The 24,513-nt window shown below is 72.8% G+C and carries 21 protein-coding genes; 13 read left to right on the top strand and 8 right to left on the bottom strand.

The annotated features are described in order from the left end of the window. Positions 1 to 74: 74 nt before the first annotated feature. The 3 genes from C6Y14_RS06105 to C6Y14_RS06100 all read left to right on the top strand — a co-directional run bounded on the left by C6Y14_RS06105 (position 75) and on the right by C6Y14_RS06100 (position 1,326). Positions 75 to 374: a hypothetical protein gene (locus C6Y14_RS06105; RefSeq protein ID WP_107015463.1), complete on the top strand. Its 300-nt coding sequence runs from the start codon at positions 75 to 77 to the stop codon at positions 372 to 374. Positions 375 to 596: 222 nt separating this feature from the next. After that, a complete protein-coding gene (locus C6Y14_RS43960) occupies positions 597 to 764 on the top strand; it encodes a hypothetical protein (protein ID WP_159074181.1) in 168 nt (55 codons plus the stop codon). Positions 765 to 951: 187 nt separating this feature from the next. Further along, positions 952 to 1,326: a DUF6247 family protein gene (locus C6Y14_RS06100; protein ID WP_199854643.1), complete on the top strand. Its 375-nt coding sequence runs from the start codon at positions 952 to 954 to the stop codon at positions 1,324 to 1,326. A 176-nt stretch (positions 1,327 to 1,502) separates the two neighbouring features. Here the strand turns inward: C6Y14_RS06100 and C6Y14_RS06095 are convergent, their stop codons facing one another. From C6Y14_RS06095 to C6Y14_RS06085, 3 genes are all read right to left on the bottom strand, one after another. Further along, positions 1,503 to 2,687 carry a serine hydrolase domain-containing protein gene (locus C6Y14_RS06095; RefSeq protein WP_107015462.1) on the bottom strand — a complete coding sequence of 395 codons (1,185 nt, stop codon included), beginning with the start codon at positions 2,685 to 2,687 and terminating at the stop codon, positions 1,503 to 1,505. A gap of 321 nt (positions 2,688 to 3,008) precedes the next feature. Next, a complete protein-coding gene (locus tag C6Y14_RS06090; protein ID WP_107015461.1) occupies positions 3,009 to 3,668 on the bottom strand; it encodes a response regulator in 660 nt (219 codons plus the stop codon). Then, positions 3,656 to 4,942 carry a sensor histidine kinase gene (locus C6Y14_RS06085; RefSeq protein ID WP_107015460.1) on the bottom strand — a complete coding sequence of 429 codons (1,287 nt, stop codon included), beginning with the start codon at positions 4,940 to 4,942 and terminating at the stop codon, positions 3,656 to 3,658. Before C6Y14_RS06085 ends, C6Y14_RS06090 begins: the two co-directional genes overlap by 13 nt. A gap of 253 nt (positions 4,943 to 5,195) precedes the next feature. Here C6Y14_RS06085 and C6Y14_RS06080 point away from each other — a divergent pair, with 253 nt between their 5' ends. The 3 genes from C6Y14_RS06080 to C6Y14_RS06070 are packed head-to-tail and all read left to right on the top strand — an operon-like array spanning position 5,196 to position 8,879. After that, positions 5,196 to 5,462: a hypothetical protein gene (locus tag C6Y14_RS06080; protein ID WP_107015459.1), complete on the top strand. Its 267-nt coding sequence runs from the start codon at positions 5,196 to 5,198 to the stop codon at positions 5,460 to 5,462. Then, on the top strand, positions 5,459 to 6,223 hold the full coding sequence (locus C6Y14_RS06075) for an ABC transporter ATP-binding protein (RefSeq protein WP_199854642.1): 765 nt from the start codon (positions 5,459 to 5,461) through the stop codon (positions 6,221 to 6,223). The genes C6Y14_RS06080 and C6Y14_RS06075 overlap by 4 nt, the downstream gene beginning before the upstream one ends. Positions 6,224 to 6,227: 4 nt before the next feature. Beyond that, positions 6,228 to 8,879, top strand: coding sequence for an ABC transporter permease (locus C6Y14_RS06070; RefSeq protein ID WP_107015457.1), 2,652 nt, complete (start codon positions 6,228 to 6,230; stop codon positions 8,877 to 8,879). A gap of 58 nt (positions 8,880 to 8,937) precedes the next feature. On the opposite strand, the gene C6Y14_RS06065 is transcribed toward C6Y14_RS06070, so the two are convergent. Then, the gene (locus tag C6Y14_RS06065; RefSeq protein WP_225890927.1) at positions 8,938 to 10,584 is read right to left on the bottom strand and encodes a FadD3 family acyl-CoA ligase; all 1,647 of its coding nucleotides are present in this window, start codon (positions 10,582 to 10,584) and stop codon (positions 8,938 to 8,940) included. A gap of 143 nt (positions 10,585 to 10,727) precedes the next feature. On the opposite strand from C6Y14_RS06065, the gene C6Y14_RS06060 reads away from it, so the two are divergent. The 3 genes from C6Y14_RS06060 (at position 10,728) to C6Y14_RS06050 (ending at position 13,186) form a co-directional block, all read left to right on the top strand. Beyond that, a complete protein-coding gene (locus C6Y14_RS06060) occupies positions 10,728 to 11,903 on the top strand; it encodes a lipid-transfer protein (protein ID WP_107015455.1) in 1,176 nt (391 codons plus the stop codon). A 66-nt stretch (positions 11,904 to 11,969) separates the two neighbouring features. After that, positions 11,970 to 12,416: a Zn-ribbon domain-containing OB-fold protein gene (locus C6Y14_RS06055; protein WP_107015454.1), complete on the top strand. Its 447-nt coding sequence runs from the start codon at positions 11,970 to 11,972 to the stop codon at positions 12,414 to 12,416. Further along, positions 12,413 to 13,186: an enoyl-CoA hydratase/isomerase family protein gene (locus tag C6Y14_RS06050; RefSeq protein ID WP_107015453.1), complete on the top strand. Its 774-nt coding sequence runs from the start codon at positions 12,413 to 12,415 to the stop codon at positions 13,184 to 13,186. The genes C6Y14_RS06055 and C6Y14_RS06050 overlap by 4 nt, the downstream gene beginning before the upstream one ends. A 457-nt stretch (positions 13,187 to 13,643) precedes the next feature. On the opposite strand, the gene C6Y14_RS06045 is transcribed toward C6Y14_RS06050, so the two are convergent. Both C6Y14_RS06045 and C6Y14_RS44850 read right to left on the bottom strand, forming a co-directional pair. Then, positions 13,644 to 16,025: an outer membrane protein assembly factor BamB family protein gene (locus C6Y14_RS06045; protein WP_107015452.1), complete on the bottom strand. Its 2,382-nt coding sequence runs from the start codon at positions 16,023 to 16,025 to the stop codon at positions 13,644 to 13,646. A gap of 342 nt (positions 16,026 to 16,367) precedes the next feature. Further along, entirely contained in the window at positions 16,368 to 17,000 is a 633-nt protein-coding gene (locus tag C6Y14_RS44850) for a VOC family protein (RefSeq protein WP_225890926.1), read from the bottom strand. A 721-nt stretch (positions 17,001 to 17,721) separates the two neighbouring features. Here C6Y14_RS44850 and C6Y14_RS06035 point away from each other — a divergent pair. Beyond that, on the top strand, positions 17,722 to 18,369 hold the full coding sequence (locus C6Y14_RS06035) for a TetR family transcriptional regulator (protein ID WP_107015451.1): 648 nt from the start codon (positions 17,722 to 17,724) through the stop codon (positions 18,367 to 18,369). Between the two features lie 195 nt (positions 18,370 to 18,564). Here the strand turns inward: C6Y14_RS06035 and C6Y14_RS06030 are convergent, their stop codons facing one another. Together C6Y14_RS06030 and C6Y14_RS06025 are read right to left on the bottom strand one after the other, a co-directional pair. After that, entirely contained in the window at positions 18,565 to 19,128 is a 564-nt protein-coding gene (locus C6Y14_RS06030) for a nitroreductase family deazaflavin-dependent oxidoreductase (protein WP_107015450.1), read from the bottom strand. Further along, on the bottom strand, positions 19,128 to 20,309 hold the full coding sequence (locus tag C6Y14_RS06025; protein WP_107015449.1) for an acyl-CoA dehydrogenase family protein: 1,182 nt from the start codon (positions 20,307 to 20,309) through the stop codon (positions 19,128 to 19,130). Before C6Y14_RS06025 ends, C6Y14_RS06030 begins: the two co-directional genes overlap by 1 nt. Positions 20,310 to 20,459: 150 nt before the next feature. On the opposite strand from C6Y14_RS06025, the gene C6Y14_RS06020 reads away from it, so the two are divergent. The 3 genes from C6Y14_RS06020 to C6Y14_RS06010 all read left to right on the top strand — a co-directional run bounded on the left by C6Y14_RS06020 (position 20,460) and on the right by C6Y14_RS06010 (position 24,466). Further along, entirely contained in the window at positions 20,460 to 21,632 is a 1,173-nt protein-coding gene (locus C6Y14_RS06020; protein WP_107015823.1) for a thiolase C-terminal domain-containing protein, read from the top strand. Positions 21,633 to 22,407: 775 nt separating this feature from the next. Then, on the top strand, positions 22,408 to 23,541 hold the full coding sequence (locus C6Y14_RS06015; RefSeq protein WP_107015822.1) for a C40 family peptidase: 1,134 nt from the start codon (positions 22,408 to 22,410) through the stop codon (positions 23,539 to 23,541). 4 nt (positions 23,542 to 23,545) lie between these two features. Then, positions 23,546 to 24,466: a hypothetical protein gene (locus C6Y14_RS06010; protein WP_107015448.1), complete on the top strand. Its 921-nt coding sequence runs from the start codon at positions 23,546 to 23,548 to the stop codon at positions 24,464 to 24,466. The last annotated feature ends 47 nt before the right edge of the window (positions 24,467 to 24,513 follow it).

Genomic DNA, 24,513 nt, shown 5'->3' with positions numbered 1-24,513 from the left:
CGTCCAGCGACCCTCGGGGGAGTCTCTGGACGGGCGTTCTTCACTTGTCAACATCAGCAAAAGGGAGTCACCCCATGAGCGACAAGCAGAAGGACACGGCCGGAGCTCTGCCGGACGACTCGGTCAAGGACGAAGCCATCACGACGATGGACAACCCGATGCCGACGCCGCCGGCCGGACCTGACCTCACCGCGATGGACAACCCGATGCCCACACCGCCGGCCGGGCCCGACCTGACGGCCATGGACAACCCCATGCCGACGCCGCCGAAGGACCCGGACGTCGTCACACTGGACAACCCGATGCCGAGCGAGCCCGCCAAGGGTGGCGTCACGACGCTGGACAACCCGATGCCGACGCCGCCGTCGCTCTAGCAGGACGACACAGGACAACAACTGAAGACCTTTCTCCCGACGGGGATCGGCCGCGGTGGCGCGGAGGGGGAGCCACCGCGGCCGAGGTCTGTCCGGGGCAGGATCCGGCCGATCGGCGACGTGAGCCGTTTCGGCCCGGCAGGACGTAGCACCCGTACGTAGGACCCGTAAGTGACCGGCGTCTTCGGGCGTCCGGCCGTTCCCTCTCACCCAGGAGTCGGTATGACCCGTACGCAGAAGTTCCTCACGACGCTCACCCTGATGCTCGGCGTCACCGCCGCGGCCGCGAGTCCGGCACTGGCCGACAACTCCATGCCGGCGCCCGCGCCGGACGACATCGCGACTGTGACCGTGACCGTGCCGGAGGCGCCGGCCGTCCCGGCGCACTGACGTCCCGACGTCCACCGCGTCCAGCACGTCCGCGACGTCCGCGACTCCGACGGGCCGGGCCGGGCCTGGCCGACAAGGCGCTCGGCCCGTCGTCGTGTCCGGGGTTTTCGGGCCCGGCCGGAATTCGTCGCCGGGGGCGTCCCGGCCCTCGCGGTGGGCGCCCGTACGCCGTACTGTGCGGATCACGATGACAGCGCAGCCCACCGAGCCCGGCAGACCCCTCGTTCCGCGGCCGGAACGGACCCCCGGCGCCCTTCGCGCGGCCGTCATCCGGGTTGCCCCGCACCGGCTCGCCGAACTGGAGCGCGAGACCGACGGGGCCATCGGGGCCGCCGCTCGCACCGGCAGTCTCGGGCCGATCATCCAGCTTCTCGACACCTGGGCCGTCACCGTGGAGATCGCGAGGTTCCCGTCCACGGCCGCGCGGCTCCGCAAGGCCGAGCACACGGTGGGGGCGGTGGGGCGGGGCGCGCCTGCGCGGCGTGGGGCGCGGGATGAGATCCACGCGTTGCGCGCGGCGGCGCGGGAGTCGCTGGCACTCGGCTCGGCGACTCCGACGTAGGTCCGTTTCCATCCGCGGGCCGGTGGGGGCTGGGCGCGCAGTTCCCCGCGCCCCTGACGGGCGGGGCTACGCCCTGCCTCGATCCTCATCTGCGGGTCCGGTGGGGTTGAGCCGCGCAGTTCCCCGCGCCCCTGAAAAGCGCCCCTGAGGGGGCGCAGCCGGGGCGCGTCCCGGAATTACGCGCAGAGTTCGTCGTCGATCAACGCGTTCTGGGTGTCCTGGGTGGACGAGTCCGTCGAGCCGTCGCCTGTCGAGTTCAGGACCACGGTGCGGCGGCCGTCGGCGCTGATGCCGTTGCGGGTGGTGTAGCCGGGGAGGTTGCCCCCGTGGCTGTAATAGACGCCGCCGCAGGACAGCGGGACGCTCATCAGGCCGAGGCCGTAACGCACGCCGGGCCAGGCGGAATCCAGTTCCGGGGCCGGTACGGTCGTCCTCATCGCCGTCAGCTCCGCCGGGCGCAGCAGCCGGCCCCCGAGGAGCGCCTGGTAGAAGCGGCTCAGGTCGGCCGTCGTACTGATCATTGCGCCCGCCGCGCCGCCCGCCGAGGCGTTGAGTTCGGTGATGTCGATCGCCGGTCCCGCTTCGTCGAAGCTGGAGTAGCCGCGCAGATGGCGGCCGGGGATACGGGACTCGGTGGTCGGGGCAAGGGTGTCGCGCAGGCCCAGCGGGCGGATGAGACGGTTCGTGACCTCCTCGTTCCAGGTGTGCCCGGTGGCCTTCTCGACGATCATTCCGGCGAGTATGTAGTTGGTGTTGGAGTAGCTCCACCCGGCGCCGGGCGCGAATCGCGGGGTGTGCCGCATCGCGACGGCGACCAGTTGCTCCGGGGTCCAGGTGCGGTACCGCTCGGCCTGGTAGCCGGCCGTGCCGGCGAACTCGGGGAAGTCCGACGTGTAGTCGAACAGCCCGCTGGTGTGCTGGAGCAGCTGCCGTACGGTGATCGCGCCGCCGTCGTTGCCGTGGCCGGAGACGACTCCGGGCAGCCAGTGCTCCACGGTGTCGTCGAGCGACAGGCGTCCCTCGCCGACGAGTTGCAGGATCACCGTGGCGACGAACGTCTTGCCGGCGCTGGCGATCCGGAACTTGTCACCGGGGCGTACGGCGGCCTGCGTGGCCCGGTCGGCGACCCCGCCGGTGGCGTACCGGGCACCTCGCGGGTCCGTGGACCGGGCCACGACCCCGACGGTCCCGGTCTTCATGATCGCGTCCACGCCGGCCTGCAACGCCCTGCCGTGCGAGGCGCTGTACGCGGGGGTGCCGGTGGCCCCGGTCGCACCCGCCGCGGGCAGGGTCAGGCCGACGCCGGCCAGGACGGTCGCCAGGGTCGTGGCCACCACTCGGGAGGTGAGTTCGGTCTTCATGGATCACGTGCTCCAAGCGTCTCGGTAGGGATCGGGCCGTCGTCGCGGTACGACCACCACGCTAGGAACCCCACCTGTGCACCACGATCAAGCAGGCGCCCCAGCAGGCACTGGTGCACTCCCCCGCACAGGGGTAGCGCCTGCTGTACCAACGAGCCAAGCCCAAGCCCCGTAAGGGGCGCGGGGAACTGCGCGGCCCACCCCCACCGGCCCGCACTCGGCACCCGGCCGCAACCACCCCCACCCCAGGGGCGCGGGGAACTGCGCAACCACCCGCACCGAACCACGCACCCCACCACCCACGCACTCCAAGACGGCCCGTCAGCCCTTGCGCCGCGCATCGTCCAAGTACCTCAGAACCGCCGCCACCCGCCGATCCACCTGATCCGCGGGCGACAGGTCCAACTTCGCGAAGATGCTGCGGATGTGCTTGTGCACGGCCCCCTCCGTCACCACGAGCCGCCCAGCGATCGCCCCGTTCCCCAACCCCTCCGCCATCAGCGCGAGAACATCCCGCTCGCGCGGGCTGAGCCGCTCAAGCCGCGTGTCCTGCCGACTGCGTGTGAACAACTGCGCGACGACCTCGGGGTCGATCGCCGTACCCCCGCCCGCCACGCGATGGAGCGCGTCCAGGAACTCCTCGACCCGCCCCACCCGCTCCTTGAGCAGATACCCGAGCCCGGTCACCCCACCGCTCAGCAACTCCGTGGCGAAGGACTGCTCGACGTACGCCGACAGCACGAGGACCGCGAGATCGGGCCGCCGACGCCGGGCCTCGACCGCCGCGACGATCCCCTCGTCGGTGTGTGTCGGCGGCATCCGCACATCGAGGATGGCGACATCCGGCTTGTGCGTGTCGATGGCGTCGAGGACACCGTCACCCGTAGAGGCCGTCCCCACCACGTCGAGCCCCTCCGCACGCAGCAGCAGCGCCAGCCCCTCCCGCAGCAGCGCGTCGTCCTCGGCGATCACAATCCGCATGGCAGTTCCACCTTGAGAGTCGTCGGGCCGCCGGGCGGGCTGGCCAGTTCGAGGGTTCCGTCGTGCGCGGCGATCCGGTCGCGGATCCCGGTGAGCCCGGACCCGCCCTCCTGGTCGGCGCCGCCCCGCCCGTCGTCGGTGATGTCCAGGCGCAGCCGTCCGCCACCGCTGCGGACCGTGACCGCCGCCTGCCGCGCCCCGCTGTGCTTGGCGATGTTCGTGAGGGCTTCGGCGACCACGAAGTAGGCGGTCGCCTCGACGGACGCGGCGCACCGCTCGGGCGCGTCCACGTCGATCCGGCAGGGCACGGGACAGCTCGCGGCGAGTCCGGTGAGCGCCCCGGCGAGCCCCCGGTCGGCCAGTACGGGCGGCAGGATGCCCCGGGCCACCGAGCGCAGCTCGGACAGGGCCTGCTCGGCGGCGCTCTGGGCGCGTTCGAGGAGTTCGTCGGCGCCCGCCGGGTCGCGGGCCACCATGCGGCGCGCGGCGCCGAGGAGCACGGTGACGGTGACGAGCCGGTTCTGGGTGCCGTCGTGCAACGAGCGTTCGATGCGCCGCAGTTCGGTGGCGTGGGCGTCCAGGGCGGCGGCCCGGGTCGCGGTGAGTTCCGCGACGCGCAGCGACAGGTCCGTGTCGGGCCCGGCCGCGAGGAGGATTCGGCCGGGCTTTGCCTGGAGGCGTGCCATGCCGGGGCTGAGGCCGAGGATGATGGCGGTCCAGCCGAGCCCGAGCAGGCCGGCGGCGGCGGCGTCGGCCCAGGTCTCCGCGACCCCGATCCCGAGGGACGTACTGGTCGCGCCCTCCGGCAGCAGGTACCAGTAGAGGGGGAAGAGCGAGTCGCGCAGGGCCAGCAGCGGCAGCAACAGGCCGCCGATGCCGAGCAGCAGACCGAGCGTGGCGTGGCGGGCCAGCCAGCGCAGTTCGCGGCGCGTGGTCGGGTCGACGACGGCGAGCCGCACCGCGGTCGGCGCCGGGTCGGGCCCCAGGATCTCGGGTCCCCACCGCCCGAGCCGGTCGCGTTCGCGTCCGGCGAGGGAGTGCAGGGCGCGCAGCACGAGTGGTGCCATCAGCAGTCCGACGCCCACCAGGGATGTCACGGCGGTCACGGCCGCCCAGACGAGGACGAGCAGTGCCATCAGCGCGGTGCCGAGTCCGCCGACGAGCTGTTCGAGAGCGGCGACGGCCGCACCGGCCGCCCGCACCACGGTGGCCCGGATCCCGGGCCTGTCCTCGCCGCCGTCATCGCGTACGCCGGGCGGGGTCGGGGTCGGCATCCGCCCCTCCTCTCTCGCTCGTTCACGGCCCCGTACGAGCGACCGCTTCACCGTCGTGGAGGAGCGTAGAGGTACAGCCTGCTGTACCCCCACTCGGGCTGCTGGCGGGCTCGGCCGGCCGGGGCCCTGATCCGTACCTTCGAAGCCACGACAGCGAGACCCGCAGCGCGCATCGCCCACCGCGAACCACGCACCACACATCGCGCACCGCGCAGGGTCCGAAGAAGCTCGAAGACTCCGAAGAGGGACAGCCATGACGACCACGGACCCCTACCGCCTCGACGGCTTCCCCGGGAGCCCGGACCCGGCGCGGCAGAACGCTCCCCGGGAAGCCCAGGAAGCCCTCAGCTGGGACCGCTTCGTGCGTACGGTGCTGTGGCTGGTCCTGGTGATCAGCACCGTCGGCAATATGGTGGCCTCCTACAGCGCCGCCTCCACCGGCGTCCACCTGGTCTGCGGCGGGGTCACCGCCCTGTGCGTGACCGCGCTCGTCGTCCGTCACCTGCGGGGCCGGCGATGAGCGGGGTCCTCGCGGGAGCCGGCCACCCGATGGCGGCGCCGACCGCGCCGGCCATCGAGCTGGGACACGTCAGCAAGACGTACGCGGGAGGCGTCCGCGCCCTCGACGACGTGTCGCTGAGTGTCGAGCACGGCACGTTCCTCGCCGTGATGGGGCCCTCGGGCTCCGGCAAGAGCACGCTGATGCACTGCGCCGCCGGACTCGACTCCCCCACCTCGGGGAGCATCCGTATCGGCGAGCGCGAGATCAGCGGGCTGAACGAGACCCGCCGCACCGAACTGCGCCGCGAGCACATCGGTTTCGTGTTCCAGTCCTACAACCTGGTCCCCGCCCTCAGCGTCGCCGACAACATCACACTGCCGCTGCGGCTGGCCGGGCGCGCCCCGGACCGGGAGTGGGTACGCACACTGGTCGAGCGGGTCGGTCTCGCCGACCGGATGTCGCACCGGCCCGCCGAACTCTCCGGAGGCCAGCAGCAACGGGCCGCGATCGTACGGGCGTTGGTGGCGAAGCCCGCCGTCGTGTTCGCCGACGAGCCGACCGGCGCCCTCGATCTGCGCAGCGCCCACGAGGTGCTGGGCCTGCTGCGCGAACTGGTCGACGAGCTGCGCCAGACGGTGGTGATGGTCACCCATGACCCGGCCGCCGCCGCCCAGGCCCACCACGCGGTGGTGATGGCCGACGGCCGGGTGGTCGAGCGCCTCTACCGGCCCACCGCCGCCGAACTGGCCGACCGTCTCGTCAAGCTGGGAGAGGTCTAGAACCATGCTGCATCTCGCGGTCCGTATGGCAGGACACCGGATCACCGCCCTGATCGCGGTGGCGTGCGCGGTGCTCGGCGGCGCGGCACTGATCACCGGCACGGGGGTACTGGCCGAGTCCGGTCTCCGCTCCCAGCTGCCGGCGGGACGGCTCGCCGGGGCCGACGTCGTGGTCTCCACCGACCAGAGCTTCCATCCGGCCGGTGACCTGCCGATCGCCCTCCCGGAACGCGGCACGGTCCCGGCCGCCCTGGTCGGCCGGCTCGCCGAACTGCCCGGTGTCACCGCGGCGGTCGGTGACGTCAGCTTCCCCGCCGCCGTCATCGACGCCGACGGCCGCGTCGTACCGGCCGAGGAGCCGCGGACGGCCGGGCACGGCTGGTCGTCGACGAAGCTGCTCACGGACCCGGAGAAGGTCGGTGGCGACCAGCCGTCCGACGCCGCCGAGGTGGCGCTCGACAGGGCGACGGCCGAGGCCGCGCATGCCCGGGTGGGCGACCGGGTCCAGGTCGTCGCGGCCGGGCGGGCCGCCGCCCGGTACCGCGTCACGGCGGTGGTCGACGCCCCGGGCGCCGGCATCCTCTTCGCCGACCCGACGGCCGCACGGCTGTCCGGCCGCGACGGCAGCGAGGGTGGCAACGGTGGCGACGGCGACGGCAGCAACACGGCGGCGCGCGCCGGGACCGTCGACCTCGTCGGTCTGCGCACCGAGCCCGGCGCGCAGGCCTCGGTGGCCGCGGCGGCCCGCGAGACGATCAGGAACGCCGGCACCGACGCGGACAAGAAGGACGCGAACAAGAAGGCCGACAAGGAGTCGGACAACGGCGCCGAAGTGATCGTCTCCACCGGTTCCGCCCGCGGGGACATCGCCTCCCCCGGCGCGGGCGCGGCCCGTTCGCTGCTGATCCTGCTCGCCGGTTCGCTCTCCGGGATCATCATGCTGATCATCGGGTTCGTGCTGGCGAGCGCCCTGGCCGTGTCGATCGGCGGCCAGCGCCGCGACCTCGCCCTGATGCGGGCCGTCGGCGCGACCCCGAGGCAGATCAGGCGGCTGGCCGCCGCGCAGGCCTCGGTCATCGCCGCCGTGGCGGTCGTGCCCGGTGTGGGCCTCGGCTATCTGCTGGCCGGGCAGTTCCGGCGGATGCTCGTCGACCGCGAGGTGATCCCGGACGGCCTGCCGCTCACGTACAGCCCGCTGCCCGCGCTCGCCGCCGTCCTCCTCCTGGGGCTCGCCGTGCAGGTGTCGGCCCGTGGTGCCGCGTGGCGCACCTCGCGGCTGCCGGCCACCGAGGCGGTCGCCGAGTCGCGCGTGGAGCCCCGTACCCCCTCGAAGGTCCGGATCCGCGCGGGTCTGCTGCTGATCGTCGCCGCGACGACCCTCTCGGTGGTGCCGCTGCTGAGCCGGACGGTCCTCGGTGCGGCGGCCACCTCCATGGCCGGCATCATCGGCGCGATCGGTCTGGCCCTGGCGGGTCCTGCCCTGGTCAAGGGCATCGGGGACACGGCGGCCCGGCGGCTGCGGCCCGGGGTGTCGGCCCCGACCTGGCTCGCGGTGGCGAACATCCGCGGGTACGCGCTACGGCTGTCGGGGGTCGTCAGCGCCCTCGCCATGGCGGTCGTGTTCGTCCTGACCTACACCCTCGCCCAGACGACCGTCATGAGCGCCACCGCGCAGGACACCCGCACCGGCACCCTCGCCCAGCAGAGCCTGAGCGCACCAGGGCTCGGCGGTGTGCCCGCGGGCACCCTCGCGGACGTCAGGAAGGCCGACGGTGTACGGGCGGCGGCTCCGGTCAGCGACACCACGGTCGTGTGGGAGTACGAGATGTTCGGCGAACCGGAGGTCGAGGCCGCCTCCGCGATGATCCTGACCCCGGCCGCGCAGGACGTCCTGGACCTCGGTGTACGGGACGGCGGCCTGGCCGGGCTCACCGGGGACACGGTCGCCGTCGACAGTGAGGCCGCCCGTGCCCGTGACGCCGGGGTCGGCAAGCGGATCACCCTCGTCCTCGGGGACGGCAGCCGGGTCAGCCCGAAGGTCGTCGCCGTCTACGACCGCGGCCTCGGCTTCGGCCCGGTCGCGCTCTCCCACGACCTCGTCGCGGGGCACACCACCGCCGGCCTCGACCAGAGGATCCTCGTACGCACCGACGGCACCGCCGCCGCGCAGCGCAACCTCGCCGAACTGGCGGCTTCCCGGCCGGGGTTGGCCCTGGCGTCCACCGACACCGGGTCCGGCGACAGTCTGAGCGACGCACCGGCGACGGTCTGGATCAACCTCGCCACCATCGTCGTACTCCTCGGCTACCTGCTCCTCTCCATCGCCAACAAGCTGGTCGCCACGACCGCCCAGCGGCGCAACGAGATCGCCACGCTCCGCCTCAACGGCACGACCCCGCGCCAGATCCTCGCGATGATGCGCCGTGAGGCCGCGGTGATCGGGGTCGCCGCCCTCGCCACCGGGCTGCTGCTGTCCGCGATCCCGCTCGTGCTGCTCGGCATCGGTTTCCTGGACCGGCCGTGGCCCGCCGGCCCGGTGTGGCTGCTCCCGGCGGTCGCGCTGACCGTGCTCACCACGGCCTTCGTCACGGTCGAACTCCCCACCCGGCAGGCCCTGCGCACGGCCCCGGCCCACGCGCTGTCAGCCCGCGAATAGCGCACGGGCGCGTGAGCGCGTCGGCGACCGGGGTCCCGCCCGCACAGGGCGGGGCCCCTCAACGCCGCTTCCGCAGCTCTCCCTTCACGACCTTCCCGCTCGCGTTCCGGGGCAGTTCGCCGACGAACTCCACCGCCCTGGGCACCTTGTAGTTCGCCATCTCGCGGCGCGCCCAGGCGATCAGGTCGTCACCGGTGAGGGGGACGCCCGGACGGCGTACGACATAGGCCTTGCCGACCTCGCCGAGCCGCGCGTCCGGGACGCCGATGACCGCCACGTCCGCGATGTCCGGGTGCAGGCCCAGGAGTTGCTCTATCTCCGCCGGGTACGCGTTGAAGCCGCCGACGATGAACATGTCCTTGATGCGGTCGGTGATCCGGAGGTTGCCGGCCGCGTCCAGGACGCCGATGTCGCCCGTGCGGAGCCAGCCGTCCGGGGTCATCGCCTCCGAGGTGGCCGCGGTGTCCTCGTAGTAGCCGCGCATGACGTTGAATCCGCGGACCAGGACCTCGCCCGGGACGCCGGGGGCGACGGCCGTGCCCTCGCCGTCCACGACCCGCACCTGCGTGCCGGGGATCGCGCGGCCGGACGTGGACGCGATCACGTCCGGCTCGTCGCCGCGGCGGCACATCGTGACGATCCCGCTGGCCTCGGAGAGCCCGTAGGCGGTGAGGACCGTGCCCACGCCCAGCTCCGCCCGCAGCCGCTCCACCAGCAGCAGCGGCACGACCGCCGCGCCCGTCACCACCAGCCGCAGGGCGGAGAGGTCGTACGCGTCACGGTGGGGGTGGTCCAGGAGGGACTGGTGGAGGGTGGGCGGGCCGGGGAGCACCGAGATGCGTTCGGAGGCCACGTTCGCGAGGACCGTGTCCACGGTGAAGACCGGCTGCGGGATCATCGTCGCGCCCCGCATCAGACAGGCGATCACGCCCGCCTTGTAGCCGAAGGTGTGGAAGAAGGGGTTCACGATCAGATAGCGGTCGCCTTCGCGCAGACCGGCCAGTTCGCACCAGACGTCGTACGCCCGCAGGGTCTGTGCGTGGGTGATCACGGCGCCCTTGGGCCGGCCCGTGGTGCCCGAGGTGAAGATGATGTCCGAGGGGGCGGACGGGTCGAGCGCCGCGGCCTGTGCCCGCACCTCGGCCTCCCCCACGCCGTCCCCGCTCGCCAGGAAGTCCTTCCAGGTACGGAAGTCGGCGGGGGCGTCGTCGGACAGGACGACCACCTGCTCCAGATGCGGAAGCCCCGGGAGAGGCCCCGCGCCACGACCCGCACGGGTGGCCGCGTCAGCACCTGCGTCGGCGGGCTCCTCGCTCTCGGCGCAGGCCCGCCGCAGGGACGCCACGTACGAGGTGCCCAGGAACGTACCCGTCACGAACAGCAGCTTCGTGCGGCTCCGGGCCAGTACGTACGCGGCCTCCGTCCCCTTGAAGCGGGTGTTCAGCGGGACGAGGACCGCGCCCGCCGACACCGCGCCCAGGGCGGACGCCATCCAGTCCAGGGTGTTGGGCGCCCAGATGGCGACCCGGTCGCCGGTCCGCACGCCGTTCGCGACGCAGGCCGCCGCCGCGCGCTCCACCCGGGCGCCCAGCTCCGCGTACGTGACGCGGGTACGGCCCTCGACGACCGCCTCCACGTCCGCGTACCGCTCGGCCGCCGCCCGCACGAGCCCCGGGATCGTCTCCCACTCCAAGTCACCGCGCACAGCAGGCCTCCCTCCGCCGCCGGGCGACCGAACCGATCGAACCGACCGGCCGATCAGCCGGACGACCACTAGCTGACTACCCGTCAGATTAGCTGTAGCCTGACGCCCTGTCAGCATTCGTGGACCAGGGTGGAGGTGCGTCCATGGCACGGGCAGGGGCGGGCACAGGGGCAGCGGGACTCAAGGACGCGACGGCCGTCGTCGGGATCGGGGAGACGCCTTTCGCCAAGCAACTCCCGGACAGCGAGAAGACATTGGCCTGTCGAGCGATCCTCGCCGCACTCGACGACGCGGGGATCGCACCGGCCGAGGTCGACGCGCTCGCCTCCTACACCATGGAGGAGACCGACGAGGTCGAGGTCGCCAAGGCCGTCGGGTTCGGCGACCTCAGCTTCTTCAGCAAGGTCGGCTTCGGGGGCGGCGGCTCGTGCGCCACGGTCGCGCATCTGGCGTCCGCGGTGGCCACCGGACAGGCGACGGTCGGCGTCGCCTGGCGCTCACGCAAACGCGGCAGCGGACCGCGCCCGTGGAAGAACACGGCCGTCCAGCTCCCCACCCCCGCCCAGTGGACCCGCCCCTTCGGCCTCCTGCGCCCCGCCGACGAGATAGCCATGCTCACCCGCCGCTATCTGCACGAGTACGGGGCGACCCGCGACCACCTCTTCAACGTGGCGCTCGCCTGCCGCAACCGGGCCAACCAGAACCCCGCCGCGATGATGTACGAGCGACCGCTGACCCGGGACATGTATATGACCTCGCGCTGGATCAGCGAGCCGCTCTGCCTCTTCGACAACTGCCTGGAGACGGACGGGGCGCTCGCCTGCGTGATCGTCTCCGCCGAACGCGCCCGCGACTGCCGCCGCAGACCCGTGTACGTGCACTCCGCCGCCCAGGGCCTGCCCGCCCAGCACCACGGGATGGTCAACTACTGGAACGACGACCCGCTGACCGGCCCCGCCTGGACGGCCGCCCGCCACCTCTGGAAGCAGGCCGACTTCACCCCCGAGGACGTGGACGTCGCCCAGATCTACGACGCGTTCACCCCGCTCATCCCGCTCTCCCTGGAGGGCTACGGCTTCTGCGGCCGGGGCGAGGGCGGCGCGTTCACCGAAGGGGGCGCCCTGGAGATCGGCGGCCGGCTGCCGCTGAACACGAGCGGGGGCGGACTCTCCGAGGCGTACGTCCATGGCTTCAACCTCATCAACGAGGGCGTGAAGCAGCTCAGGGGGACCAGTACGGCGCAGGTGCCCGGCGCGGCGACCTGCCTGGTCACCGCGGGCGAGGGCGTCCCGACGTCGGCGCTGCTCCTGAGGAACTGACAGACCGAGGAACCGAGAGACCGAGGAACCGAGCCACCGAGCCACCGAGTCGACCTAGGAGCCCAGATGCTCACACCCGTGGTGGACGACGACGGCGCCCCCTTCTGGGAGTACGCGGCCAGGAGCGAGCTGCGCGTCCAGGCCTGCGCCGAACCCGGCTGCGGGGAACTGCGCTTCCCGCCCCGCCCCTGCTGCCCGCACTGCCACTCCTTCGACAGCGAGTGGCGCAGGATGAGCGGCCGGGGCCGTATCTGGTCGTACGTGATCCCGCACCCCCCGCTCCTGCCGGACTACGCGGCACAGGCCCCGTACAACGTGATCGTCGTCGAACTGGCGGACGCCCCGCGGATCCGGCTGGTGGGCAACCTCGTCAGCGGGCCCGACGCGGCGCTCAACTCGGTCGCGGCGGAACGGATCCGGATCGGGGCGCGGGTACAGGTGGTGTTCGGCACCGGCGGTGGGGACGGCCGGGACGGCTTCCGGCTGCCGCGCTGGGTGCTGGAGCGGCCATGACGGCCCTGCGGACCACCACCGACAAGGACACCGGCGTCGCGGTGGTGACACTGGACCGCCCGGAACGCCTGAACGCCATCGACCTGGAGATGACGACACAACTGAAGTCGCTGTGGGCGGAGTTCAGATTCGACGACACCGTACGGGCGATCGTCCTCACCGGGGCCGGCGACCGGGCCTTCTCGACAGGACTCGACCGCGACGCGGAAGTCCCGCAGCCGGGATCTCCGTACATGCTGGACGACCCACTCGCCTCGATCGGCCCGAAGGCGTCCGGCCTGTGGAAGCCGGTGATCGCCGCGGTGAACGGGATGGCCTGCGGCGGGGCGTTCTACCTGCTCGGCGAGGCGGACTTCGTGATCGCGGACGAGACAGCCACGTTCTTCGATCCGCACACGACGTACGGCATGGTCAGCGCGTACGAGTCCGTGTACCTGGCCCAGCGGACACCGTTCGGGGAGGTGGCCCGCATGGCCCTGATGGGAACGGCCGAACGGGTTTCCGCGCGGCGGGCGTACGAAGTGGGGCTGGTGTCGGAGGTGACGGGGCGGGGGGAGGCGGTGACGGCGGCGATCAGCTGTGCGACCGTCATCGCCTCCTATCCGCCCGCGGCGGTACAGGGCACGGTCCGGGCCCTGTGGACGGCCCAGGAAGCCACCCGATCCACGGCCCTGTCCCAGGCCCCCCACCTGATAACCCTGGGCAACCTGCCCCCCGAGTCCCAGGCCCCCCTGTTCGCCACGCGCCCCAGAACCTTCCGAACCCGCTGAGCCCCCGTACGGCCCGGTGGGGGCTGCCCGCGCAGTTCCCCGCACCCCTGGGGGGGGGTGGGGTGACGCCTGCGTCTTGCCTGCGGGTGCGTCGTGGCTGAGCGCGCAGTTCCCCGCGCCCCTAAAGGCAAAGGCGGGGGCGCAGCCCCGCTTTGGTCTTTAGGGGCGCGGGGAACTGCGCGAGCAACCCCCACCGGCCCGCAGCCAAGCCTCCGGCCGACACCCCCGCCCTTCGCCCTTAAGGGGCGCGGGGAACGGCGCGAACGCCCCCCACCGGCCCGCGGTCAAGACCCGGCCGGAGCCACCCGCCCCCTCAGGGGCGCGGGGAACGGCGCGGCCAACCCCCACCGGGCCCGCACATGCCATGGACCCGCGGCCCCCGCCCCTCAGGGGCGCGGGGAACGGCGCGATCAGCCCCCGCCGGTCCGCACGTGGCGCGCAGCCTGAGGGGGCCCGTTCAGGAACGGGCCGTGCCCGTTCCTTTTTCCGCGTCGAGCGCGTACACGCAACGGTCCTTGCTGCACGCGTACACCACCCCGTCCTTGACGACCGGAGACCCCGTGATCTCCCCGCCGGTGGCGAGCTTCCAGCGCAGCCGGCCGTCGTCCGCCTTCAGGGTGTACAGGAGGTGGTCCGTCGAGCCGAAGTGGATGCGGCCGTCGGCGACGGCCGGCGCCCCCACCAGGTCGCCGCCCGCCTGGAAGCGCCACTTGGGTGTGCCGGTGACCGCGTCCAGGGTGTAGAGCCCTTTGCCGCTGCCGACGTGGACGTGTCCTGCCGAAACGAGCACCGGGTCGATGGAGGACCGCGCCTCCGTCGCGATGCGCCACCGGTCACGGCCGTCGGTGGCGTCGAGCGCGTACACCGTGCCGAGGTAGTCGGCGAGGTACACCCCGCCCCCGGTGACGGCGGGCCCCGGCGCGAACGTGGGCGCGCTCAGGAACACCGCCGGCGCCTCGAAGTGCCAGCGCACGTGCCCGCCGGCGATGTCGATGGCGAGGACGCGCGTCCCGGCGGACACGTACACGTATCCGTCGTCGGCGTGCGTGATGCGGACGGGCACGCCCCCGCAGGAGGCCGCGTCGCCGATCGGGTACGACCAGCGCTCCTCCCCCGTACGGGCTTCGAGGGCGCGCAGCCGGGCGTCCTTCCAGACGTACACCGTGCCGTCGTGGACGGCGGGACCGGCCTCCGGCGACTCGAAGTCGGTCTGGGCGCCGGTGATCTCCCAGAGCTTCTGCCCGTTGGCGGCCTCCCAGGCCTGTACGCCGCCGCCGCGCGTTCCGGTGACGACCGTGCCGCGGTCGGCCTTGAGGGAGTACACCCAGGCGTCGGTCGGCAGCCGCCACAGGTCGGTGCCCTCGCGGGCGTCCAGGGCGAAGAGCGTGGGCCCGTCGGAGGCGTGCACGCGGCCGTCGGCGACCGCCATCGACCAGGCGACGTCCCGTGTCTTGAAGCGGCGCCGGCCGGTGGCCACGTCCAGGGCGTGCACCTCGAAGGAGGTGACGTAGACGAGGTCTCCGGCGACGGCGGGCGTCCCCCACACGTCGTTCGACATACGGAAGCGCCACGGCCGCCAAGAGGAGGAGGAGCCGTCGGGTCCGGCGGGCGCGGGGACGGCCGCCACGGGCTCGGCGCCGTTCACGCCGGGGCGCGAGCGGGACCAGGCCGCCGCGAGTCCGGCCTCCGGAGGAGGCGCCTTCACCGCCGCCGCGCGGGCGTCGGCGACGCGCGGGCCGGGACCGATCGGCACCTGCGCACCGGCGAGGCGTACGGGCCCGGCGTCGGGCGCGCCACCGGGCCGGCCGACGCCCGCGCCGACGGGCATGCGCGGCGGTCCGGACGACGGCATGGGCGGGATAGGCGGGTCGTGGGGCGGCGGGGGCGGCACCACGGCCACTCCGCGTCCGCCGCTGCGGCCGGTCGGGGGCTTCGGGGCGGGCCGGCCGCCACGTCGTGTCTCTATCAGGCTGACGGCCCGCTCGGGCAGCCACGCGGACGCGGTACCGCTGTCGTCGGAGCCGGAGCCGAAGAGGTGGGGTGCCAGTTGGGCCTGGAGGTCGGCCGGGTTGGGGCGGGCTGTCGCGTCCATCTGCATGCAGGACTCGATCAGCGGGCGCAGTTCGTCGGGGAGCCCTTCGAGGTCCGGGCCTTCCCTGAGCAGCATGAAGACGGTCTCGACGGGGTTCGCGCCGTGGAAGGGCGCGTGGCCGGTGGCGGCGAAGACGAGCATCGAGCCGAGGGAGAAGACGTCGCTCGCGCCGGTGACGCTGCGGGAGTCCTTCGCCTGCTCGGGTGACATGTAGGCGGGCGTACCGACGGCGACGTTCGTCATCGTCAAACGTGTGTTCGAGACACCGGAGGCGATGCCGAAGTCGATGACGCGCGGCCCGTCCTCGACGACGAGGACGTTCGACGGTTTCAGGTCGCGGTGGACGAGACCGGCGCCGTGGATGGACTGCAGCGCCTCGGCGACGCCCGCGGCGAGCCAGCGGACCGCCTGGGCCGGCATGGGCCCGCACTCGGTCACTATCTCTTCGAGGGAGGGCGCGGGCACGTACGCGGTGGCCAGCCAAGGCACGGCCGCGCGCGCGTCGGCGTCGACGACGGCCGCCGTGTAGAAGCCGGAGACGGCACGGGCCGCCTCGACCTCGCGCGAGAAGCGGACGCGGAACAGCTGGTCCTCGGCGAGCTCGGTCCTGACCGTCTTGATCGCCACGCGCCGGCCCGAGGCCGAGCGCGCGAGATAGACCAGCCCCATGCCGCCGGCGCCCAGCCGTCCCAGCACCTCGAACGGCCCGATCCGCCGCGGATCGTGCTGTGTCAGCTGATCCACCACTTGCCTGCCACCTCCCCGTACGCGGCCGCGCTTCCAGCCACCGCTCCAGCCGCAGCATCGCCACTGCGCAGCGTCTCACCACCGAACCGCTCCGGCGGCACGCACCCCGATTCTTCCTGTCCTGCGCTCCGGTTGCGAACCCGGGACCCATTCGGGATGTCTCCCACCATTCCCGGGCAAACACCCCGCCTCCACCTTGCTTTTCAACGTCGGCCGTGGCTTTTCGGTGCCTTTCAGAGCTTCCCGCACGGGTTTCGGCCCTGGAGCACCGCCCATTTCAACGGCGCAGAAACCTGAAATTGAGCGCTGGAGCACGACTCGTCCCCCATCGTGGACGCCTCGTCACCCGTCGCGGCGCTGCAGCAGCGCGAACGACGCCCCCTGATTGTCACTGACGACGGCCACCCGCCCGTACGAGGTGTCGAACGGCGGTGCCTGGACCCGGCCGCCGAGCCTCGCCACCGCGCCGACCGCGGCCTCGCAGTCCTCGACCCCGAAGTGCACGAGGAAGTGGGGCGGCATCTCGGCGGGATAGACGTCGGAGATGTGGGCGCGGCCGAATTCCCGGGTGGCGCCGGGCCCGAAGAGGGCGTCGCGGAAGAGGCCGGGATAGAAGGCGTCGGCGGTGGCCGTGTCCCGTGAGTACAGCTGGACCCAGCTGAAGGTGCCGGTTCCGCGCCTGCTGCCGAAACCGGGGTGCGTACCGGCCTGCCAGAGCCCGAAGACCGCGCCCTCGGGGTCGGCGGCGAGCGCCCCGACCCCGTACGGGCCCACCGGCACGGGGGTCGTGACGATCTGGCCGCCCCCCTTGCGGATGCGGTCGGCCATGTCCTGGGCGTCCGGGGTGGCGAAGTAGACCGCCCAGACGGTGGGCATCCGCCCGTCCCGCTTCGGCACGAGTGCGGCGACGGGTTCCCCGCCGAGCCGCGCCCGCACGGCCCCCGCGTACGGGCTGTCGGCCCACCGAGAGGCCACGACCTCGGCCCCGGCCCCGGCCTCGACCCCGGCCCTCGCCCTGACTCCGGCTCCGGCTCCAGTCCCGGTCCCGGTCCCGGTCCCGGAGGGGGCGGCACCCTCCGAGGGACCGCCAGCCGCCGACGGACCGGCGGCCCCCGGAGGACCGGAAGCCTCCGACGGACCGGCATCCTCCGACGGACCGACGGGCGCCGTGGGGCCTGTGGGGTCTGTGGGGCCTGCGGAGCCAGCGGGGCCTGCGAAGCCCGCAGGGCCTGCGGGGCCAGCGGGGCCAGCGGGACCTACGAGACCCGCAGGGCCAGCCGGGCCTGCGCGGCTCGCGGGACCAGCGGGACCAGCGGGACCTACGAGACCCGCGGAGTCGGCGGGGCCTGCGGAGCCCGCAGGGCCAGCCGGGCCTGCGAGGTCCGCGGAGCCAGCCGGGCCTGTGCGGCCCGCGGGGCCTGCGGGGCCGGCGAGGTCCGCAGGGTCCGCGGAGTCGAAGGTCCAGCCGAACAGTCCGCCGTAGAAACGCTTGCCCGCCTCGACGTCCGGCAGCTGGGCGTCGATCCAGCAGGGGACGCCCTCGGCGAACGCGGCAGAGTCAGATCCAGCCATGCGGCCAAGCTAACGGCGTTCCGCTCATCCCGCAGAGCGGGCGCCTCCGGCGCCCCGCAGGTCCGCGCACCCCATTTGCAGTCGGCCGAATCGCGCTCCGATCACCCCTCGGTAAGCTGACGGCATGACAGGACAAGTGCGTACCGTCGACGGCCGTGTGGCCGGTCGGCGCGGGCAGGCGACGCGGCAGAAGCTGCTCGACTGCCTCAGCGAGATGCTCAGCTCCTCGCCCTACCGCGACGTCAAAGTCATCGACGTCGCCCGGAAGGCGGGCACTTCACCGGCGACCTTCTACCAGTACTTCCCGGACGTCGAAGGTGCCGTCCTGGAGATCGCCGAGCAAATGGCCGCCGAGGGCGCCGGGTTGACCGAGCTCCTCGAAGGACGCTCCTGGGTGGGCAAGGCGGGCTGGCAGACCGCGCAGGAACTCGTGGACGGTTTCCTTGAGTTCTGGCGCAAAAACGACGCCATCCTCCGGGTCGTCGACCTGGGCGCCGCCGAGGGCGACAAACGCTTCTACAAGATCCGTATGAAGATCCTCAACTCCGTGAACAACTCCCTCACGGACACGGTCAAGGAGCTCCAGGCCAAGGGCAAGGTCGACAAGGACGTCAGCCCCGCGGCCATGGCGGGCTCCCTCGTGGCGATGCTCGCGGCGGTGGCCTCGCACCAGAAGGGCTTCCAGACGTGGGGTGTCAAGCAGGCTGAACTGAAGCCGAACCTCGCCCTGCTGGTGCACCTGGGTGTGACGGGCAAGAAGCCGACCAAGTAGACGGACCGACCAGACATTCCCCACGTTTCCAGCACGCCGCTTCCAGGCCCATGTCCTGTCACACAGGCGGTAGTTCACCCCGGAGGATCCCCGGCCGATCCCCGGCCGATCCTCGGCCGATCCCCGGTGGATTCCCTGGTGGACTGCCGCCTGTCGCGCTCCCGGGTCCGCGCCCCTGACGCCCCCGCGCGTACGTCACCTCCGTACGATCCGGAACAGCCGGATCTCCCGCTCCACCCGCGCCTGGTACGTCGCGTACGGCGGCCAGAACTCCAGCAGCGCCCGCCACACCGCGTCCCGTTCCGCGCCGGACAGCAGGCGGGCGGTCACCGGGATGTCCCGGCCCTTCCAGTTGATCTCCGCGTCCGGGTGGGCGAGCAGATTGGCGGTCCAGGCGGGATGGTCCGTACGCCCGAAGTTGGACCCGATGAGAATCCAGCTCCCGACGGCACCGTCGACCGCACCTTCGACCGCGCCGTCGCCCGCACCCTCGACCGCGACCTCCCCGGCACCCCCGGCATCCCCCTCCGGCATACAGGCGAGCGGCGTACGCCTCGGCAGCCCGCTCCTCGCACCCCGCGCCGTGAGGATGACACCGGGCAGCATCTGTGCGCTGAGCAGTACCTTTCCGCGCGTGAGCCGGTGCACCGCACGGTCGAGGGCGGGCACGACGTGCGGCGCGACCTTGGCGAAGCCCCGGGTCGAGGACACCTTCTGCACCAGCCGCACCCCGGTCCGCCGGGACGGAGACACGGCCATCAGACCGCCACCTCCCCGCCGCCGAAGAGCCGCGCTTCCTCGGCCGCGTACGCGCGCAGCCGGTGCACCGGCCCGAAGAGCAACTCGTCGCCTGCCGCCCGCTTGAAGTACAGCTGCGCCTCGTGCTCCCAGGTGAACCCGATCCCGCCGTGCAGCTGAACGGCCTCCGAGGCGCAGACGCGCAGCGTCTCCAAAGCCTGTGCGAGCGCGAGTCCGCCGACCCGCTCCCGGCCCTCGACGGTCGCCCAGGCCGCGTAGTAGGCGGCGGAGCGCGCGCCCTGGACCTGTACGTACAGATCGGCGAGCCGGTGCTTCACCGCCTGGAACGACCCGATCGCGCGCCCGAACTGCTCACGCTGCTTGACGTACTCCACGGTCCGCTCCAGTACGCGGTCGGCGCCGCCGACGGCCTCCGCGGCGAGGACGGCGGCGGCGGAGTCCCCCACGCGGGCGAGCACGCCACCGACGTCCGCACCCTCCGGCTCCCCCAGCAACTCGGCTGCCACGTCCCTCAACTGGATCCGGCTCTGCGACCGGGTCTCGTCGAGGGAGGTCTGCCGTACGCGGGTCGCGCCCGCCCGTACCAGGAAGAAGAGGGTGCGCGGGCGGGCGAAGCCGCCGGTGTGCGCGGCGACGACCAGCAGGTCCGCGCTGTGTCCGTCGAGCACCTGGTCGGCCTGCCCGTACAGCCGCCACCCGCCGTCGGCCTGCCGCGCCTGTACACCGCCGGCCCGCCCGCCGCCCGCCCAGTCGCCGCGGTTGCCGCCGGTCAGACCGAGGGCGGTGGTCAGCGCCGCCCCCGGTACGACGAGGGCGGCGGTCAGCTCGCCCGAGGCGATACGAGGCAGCAGCGCGGCCCGCTGGCTCGGGGTGCCGAGGCCCAGCACGAGGGGCGCGCCGAGCACGGCGGTGGCGAGGAGGGGCGACGGGGCGAGGGCCCGCCCCAGCTCCTCACCTGCCAGGGCGAGTTCGGTCGTCGTGCACCCCACTCCCCCGTACGCCTCCGGAAGGGCGAGGCCGGGGAGGCCGAGCTGCTGGGCGAGGGTCTCCCAGAGGCCGGGGTCGTAACCGTCGGCGGTCCGTACGGCGGCCCTGACCTCCTCCGGGCCACAGCGTTTGAGGAGCAGCTCACGGAGGGTGCGGCGGATCTCGTCCTGTTCCGCGGTGAAGGTGGCGTCCATCGGCGGGCTCCTCCCCGGGCCGGGTGTCCGGCGTCCGGTTCCCTGATCTGACGGGCCGTCATGTTAGGGGCAGGGCAGACAGATGCCCAGGGCCACGGCACCACCACACCTCCCCCGTCCCCTGTATCTGATGTACCGTCAGATTTCATGATGACCCCGTCCGGGAACCGCAAGGTGGCAGTCGTAGGCGTGGCGCTCTCCGACTGCGGGCGCGTGGACGAGGCGACGCCGTACGCGCTGCACGCCCAGGCCGCCCGCCGGGCCCTGGCGGACTCGGGCCTCGACCGGTCGGTGATCGACGGCCTGGCCTCGGCGGGCCTCGGCACACTGGCACCGGCCGAAGTGGCGGAGTACCTGGGCCTGCGCCCGACCTGGGTGGACTCCACATCCGTCGGCGGATCGACCTGGGAGGTCATGGCGGCGCACGCGGCCGACGCGATCGCCGCGGGCCACGCCAACGCCGTCCTGCTGGTGTACGGGTCCACCGCCCGCGCGGACATCAAAGCGGGCCGCCGCACCGGCAACCTCTCGTTCGGCGCGCGGGGTCCGCTCCAGTTCGAGGTGCCGTACGGGCACACGCTCATCGCCAAGTACGCGATGGCCGCGCGGCGGCACATGCACGAATACGGCACCACGCTGGAACAGTTGGCCTCGGTGGCGGTGCAGGCGCGGCAGAACGCGGCCCTCAATCCCGACGCGATGTTCCGCGACCCGATCACGGTCGACGACGTCCTGTCGGGCCCGATGATCGCGGACCCCTTCACCAAACTGCACTGCTGTCTGCGGTCGGACGGCGGGGCGGCGGTCCTGCTGGCGGCGCAGGAGTACGTACGCGACTGCCGTACGGCTCCCGTCTGGGTCCTGGGCACCGGCGAGCACGTCTCACACACGACGATGTCCGAATGGCCCGACTTCACGGTGTCGCCGGCGGCGGTGAGCGGGCGGATCGCGTTCGAACGGGCGGGAGTTCGCCCCGGCGACATCGACGTGGCGCAGATCTACGACGCCTTCACCTACATGACGCTCGTGACCCTGGAGGATCTCGGCTTCTGCGCGAAGGGGGAGGGGGGCGCGTTCGTGGGGAAGGGGCGGTTGCGGGTGGCGGGCGGGGAGCTGCCGGTCAACACGGACGGGGGTGGCCTGTCGGGCCAGCATCCCGGTATGCGGGGCCTGTTCCTCCTGGTGGAAGCGGTACGGCAACTTCGGGGCGCGGGCGGAGGGCGGCAGGTCCGCCGCCCCGACGGCGCCCTACCCGAACTGGCGGTCGCGTCGGGGACGGGGGGATGGTTCTGCTCGGCAGGCACGGTGGTACTGGGACGGTAGGGGTGACTCGGGCGGGTTTGTCGGGTGCGGGTGAGTGGGGGCTGGTCGCGCCGTTCCCCGCGCCCCTGAGGCGGGTGGGGGCGCCCGCCGGAATCAAACCGCGGACCCATCACACCTGACTGCGCCGTTCCCCGCGCCCCTAGGGGGTGGGAGTGCCGGCCGGCTTGCTGACCGCGGGCGCGTCGTGGCTGGCCGCGCCGTTCCCCGCGCCCCTGAAAAGCGGGGCTGCGCTCCGGCTTTGGCCTTTGGGGGCGTGGGCCAGAAAGCGACGAGCCCCCGCCCTCGCCCTTCAGGGGCGCGAGGAACTGCGCGGCCAACCACGACCCCCCGCAGTCAAAACCCGGCCGGCGCCCTCACCCCCTAGGGGCGCGAGGAACTGCGCGATCAGCCCCCGCCGGGCCGCAGGTGAAAACCGGCCGGAATCACTCACCCCCTCAGGGGCGCGGGGAACGGCGCCGGAGCCGGAACCTGCCCAGGGGCGCGGGGAACTGCGCGATCAGCCCCCGCCGGGCCGCAGGTTGAAGCCGGCCGGTGCCACCCCCACCCAGGGGCGCGGGGAACTGCGCAACCAGCACTCAGCGACCCCCGGCCGGCAAGCCGCCCGCACCACGCGGAGCGCAACGCCAGGAGAAAAGTTACCCACGTGGAGATTGACACGCGTGGGGATACAGGGGTCAGCCGTACAAGGGACGGTAGTGTGTTCGAGGGTTGAACGACCCTCGAACACCAGCAGTCCGTCCGAGCAGCCCGCACGTGACCTCTGAAAGTGGAGCTGATGAACGTGTCGACCGGCGGCAGACGGCTCCGCAGTCGCGCCACCATAGCCACCCTCACCCTCGCCATCTCCCTCATATCGGGCCCGAGTTACGCGGCCCCGGACGAGCCCGCCCCCGACGGCGACCAGTCCATCGAGGACATCCGCGCCGAACTGGACGGCCTCTACCGCACGGCGGAGGTGGCCACCGAGGCGTACAACACCGCGGACGAGAAGGCCAAGAAGCAGGAGAAGCGGCTGAAGTCGCTCCGCAAGGGCCTGGCCCGCGCCGAGACCCGCGTGGACGATCTGCACGACCTCGGCGGCGCGGCCGCCCGCACGCAGTACCGCGGCGGCGACCTCGCCGCCACAGGCATCCAGTTGCTGCTCGGCGACCACCCCGAACAGGCCCTGAACGAGGCGTCCCAGGCCCGTCAGGTCCTGCGGGGCATCGTCAACGTCTCCGAGTCCCAGAAAACCGCCCGCGCGGAGCTGAGCCGGCAGACCGACACCGCCGCGAAGGAACTGCGCAAGCTGAAGAGCAGCCGCGCGGACAAGGCCGAGGCGAAGACGAAGATCGAGGGAAAGATCGCCGAGGCCGAGCAGATCGAGGCGGGCCTCGAAAAGGACCAGGCCCGCGAACTGGCCGCGTTGGAGCGGCAGCGGGCCAAGGAGGCCGAGTCCCGCTGGACGGGCTCGGGCGGCGGCACCTCCAACGGAGACGGCAACGGGACCGGTGGCGGGACCGGTGGGGGCGGCGGCAGCAACGGAGGCGGTTCGGTCGGCGGCGGGACGACGGCGACCGGAGCAGCCGCGAAGGCCGTCAACTTCGCGATGGCCCAGATCGGCAAGCCGTACGGCTGGGGCGCCACGGGCCCGTCGGCGTACGACTGCTCGGGACTCACCTCCGTGGCGTGGGCGCGCGCCGGCCACCCCATACCCCGTACGTCACAGGCGCAGTGGGCGGGGCTGACCCGCGTCAGCCTGGCGTCCGCGCGGCCCGGCGACCTGATCATCTACTTCAACGACGCCACGCACGTGGGCATGTACATCGGGGGCGGGAAGATGGTCCACGCCCCGCGCCCAGGACGCACGATCACGACTGCCCCGGCCGCCTCCATGGCGATTCTCGGCGTCGTCCGACCGGGAGTATGAGCGGATGTCCCACTCGCTGACACCCCGTGACACGGGGAACCTGCCCGCGCTCGCCGCACGGCCGCTGATCCGTCTCGACGCCTACGTGGCCGAGGACGGCTCGACGGTGGTCAACGGTCATCTCCTGCAGATGGGCGGCAACCGCAAGCCCAACGAGGCGATCCTCGACGCCATCGCCATGTTCGCCCGCACGCTCGGGGCCCCGGTGGCGGCCACCGTCATCGACCGCTCCGTGATGCAGGTGGCACGCCTGCGGGTGCACCCCGACGGGTCGAGCCGGACCATCGCCGACGAGGACGATCTGCCGCCCGGACTGGAACGCACCGCAGCGGAGGAGGAGGCGTTCCCTCCGCTGGCCCGCGTCGAACGGATCATCCAGCACGCGCAGCACGAGGAGTTGCACGCCGCGTTCGTGCTGGCCAGCGCGTTGCGGGAGCACCTCACGTTGCGCAGGGGGCCGGAGGACGATCTCTCGCTGGAGGCACGGGCGATAGAGGCGTACCTCGCGTATCTGCGCGGCGACTACACGCTGTCCATCACGCTCGCGCTGACCGTCGCACGCATCCGCTGCCGCGTCGACCTGAACCGCGCCGCGCCCGACGTGGCACGGGCCACCGCGGCGTGGCAGCGGCTCCTGGACGAGGGCCAAGTGGTGACGCGGGGCCAGGAGTTGCTGCACATGTGGGGGCGGTTGTCCTCGGAGGGGCTGTTGCTGGAGCCGGCACACCAGGCCATGGCACAAACGGTCCGAACCCGCCTCGAACACGGCGGCCGAGGGTTGCAGCCGGCCCCGCCCACCGCCCCGGCCCTCCCTCCGGGCCACGCCCCGGAAGCCCCCGTGGCCCCCGAGGACAAACCCCTCAAACCAACCCGCAGAGGCCTACGCCGCTTCACCCGCAAGGCAGGCAGAACGCCCGCTCCTTGAGGGGCGCCCGGGGCGAATACGCGATCCGCCGGGGCGCGCCCCGGCGG

The sequence above is a fragment of the Streptomyces dioscori genome, from assembly GCF_003024195.1.
Lineage (GTDB): Bacteria > Actinomycetota > Actinomycetes > Streptomycetales > Streptomycetaceae > Streptomyces > Streptomyces dioscori.
Note: the sequence above shows the minus strand (reverse complement) of the source record. Positions and strands in the feature narration are given on the sequence as shown.

Excerpts from the sequence above, each read along its gene's own strand:
- C6Y14_RS06070 (WP_107015457.1), top strand. The coding sequence starts at position 6,228 with ATGCTGCATCTCGCGGTCCGTATGGCAGGACACCGGATCACCGCCCTG.
- C6Y14_RS06080 (WP_107015459.1), top strand. The coding sequence starts at position 5,196 with ATGACGACCACGGACCCCTACCGCCTCGACGGCTTCCCCGGGAGCCCG.
- C6Y14_RS06035 (WP_107015451.1), top strand. The coding sequence starts at position 17,722 with ATGACAGGACAAGTGCGTACCGTCGACGGCCGTGTGGCCGGTCGGCGC.
- C6Y14_RS06055 (WP_107015454.1), top strand. The coding sequence starts at position 11,970 with ATGCTCACACCCGTGGTGGACGACGACGGCGCCCCCTTCTGGGAGTAC.
- C6Y14_RS06010 (WP_107015448.1), top strand. The coding sequence starts at position 23,546 with ATGTCCCACTCGCTGACACCCCGTGACACGGGGAACCTGCCCGCGCTC.
- C6Y14_RS43960 (WP_159074181.1), top strand. The coding sequence starts at position 597 with ATGACCCGTACGCAGAAGTTCCTCACGACGCTCACCCTGATGCTCGGC.
- C6Y14_RS06030 (WP_107015450.1), bottom strand. The coding sequence starts at position 19,128 with ATGGCCGTGTCTCCGTCCCGGCGGACCGGGGTGCGGCTGGTGCAGAAG.
- C6Y14_RS06105 (WP_107015463.1), top strand. The coding sequence starts at position 75 with ATGAGCGACAAGCAGAAGGACACGGCCGGAGCTCTGCCGGACGACTCG.
- C6Y14_RS06090 (WP_107015461.1), bottom strand. The coding sequence starts at position 3,668 with ATGCGGATTGTGATCGCCGAGGACGACGCGCTGCTGCGGGAGGGGCTG.
- C6Y14_RS06050 (WP_107015453.1), top strand. The coding sequence starts at position 12,413 with ATGACGGCCCTGCGGACCACCACCGACAAGGACACCGGCGTCGCGGTG.
- C6Y14_RS06075 (WP_199854642.1), top strand. The coding sequence starts at position 5,459 with ATGAGCGGGGTCCTCGCGGGAGCCGGCCACCCGATGGCGGCGCCGACC.
- C6Y14_RS06015 (WP_107015822.1), top strand. The coding sequence starts at position 22,408 with ATGAACGTGTCGACCGGCGGCAGACGGCTCCGCAGTCGCGCCACCATA.
- C6Y14_RS06020 (WP_107015823.1), top strand. The coding sequence starts at position 20,460 with ATGACCCCGTCCGGGAACCGCAAGGTGGCAGTCGTAGGCGTGGCGCTC.
- C6Y14_RS06025 (WP_107015449.1), bottom strand. The coding sequence starts at position 20,309 with ATGGACGCCACCTTCACCGCGGAACAGGACGAGATCCGCCGCACCCTC.
- C6Y14_RS06085 (WP_107015460.1), bottom strand. The coding sequence starts at position 4,942 with ATGCCGACCCCGACCCCGCCCGGCGTACGCGATGACGGCGGCGAGGAC.
- C6Y14_RS06095 (WP_107015462.1), bottom strand. The coding sequence starts at position 2,687 with ATGAAGACCGAACTCACCTCCCGAGTGGTGGCCACGACCCTGGCGACC.
- C6Y14_RS06060 (WP_107015455.1), top strand. The coding sequence starts at position 10,728 with ATGGCACGGGCAGGGGCGGGCACAGGGGCAGCGGGACTCAAGGACGCG.
- C6Y14_RS06100 (WP_199854643.1), top strand. The coding sequence starts at position 952 with ATGACAGCGCAGCCCACCGAGCCCGGCAGACCCCTCGTTCCGCGGCCG.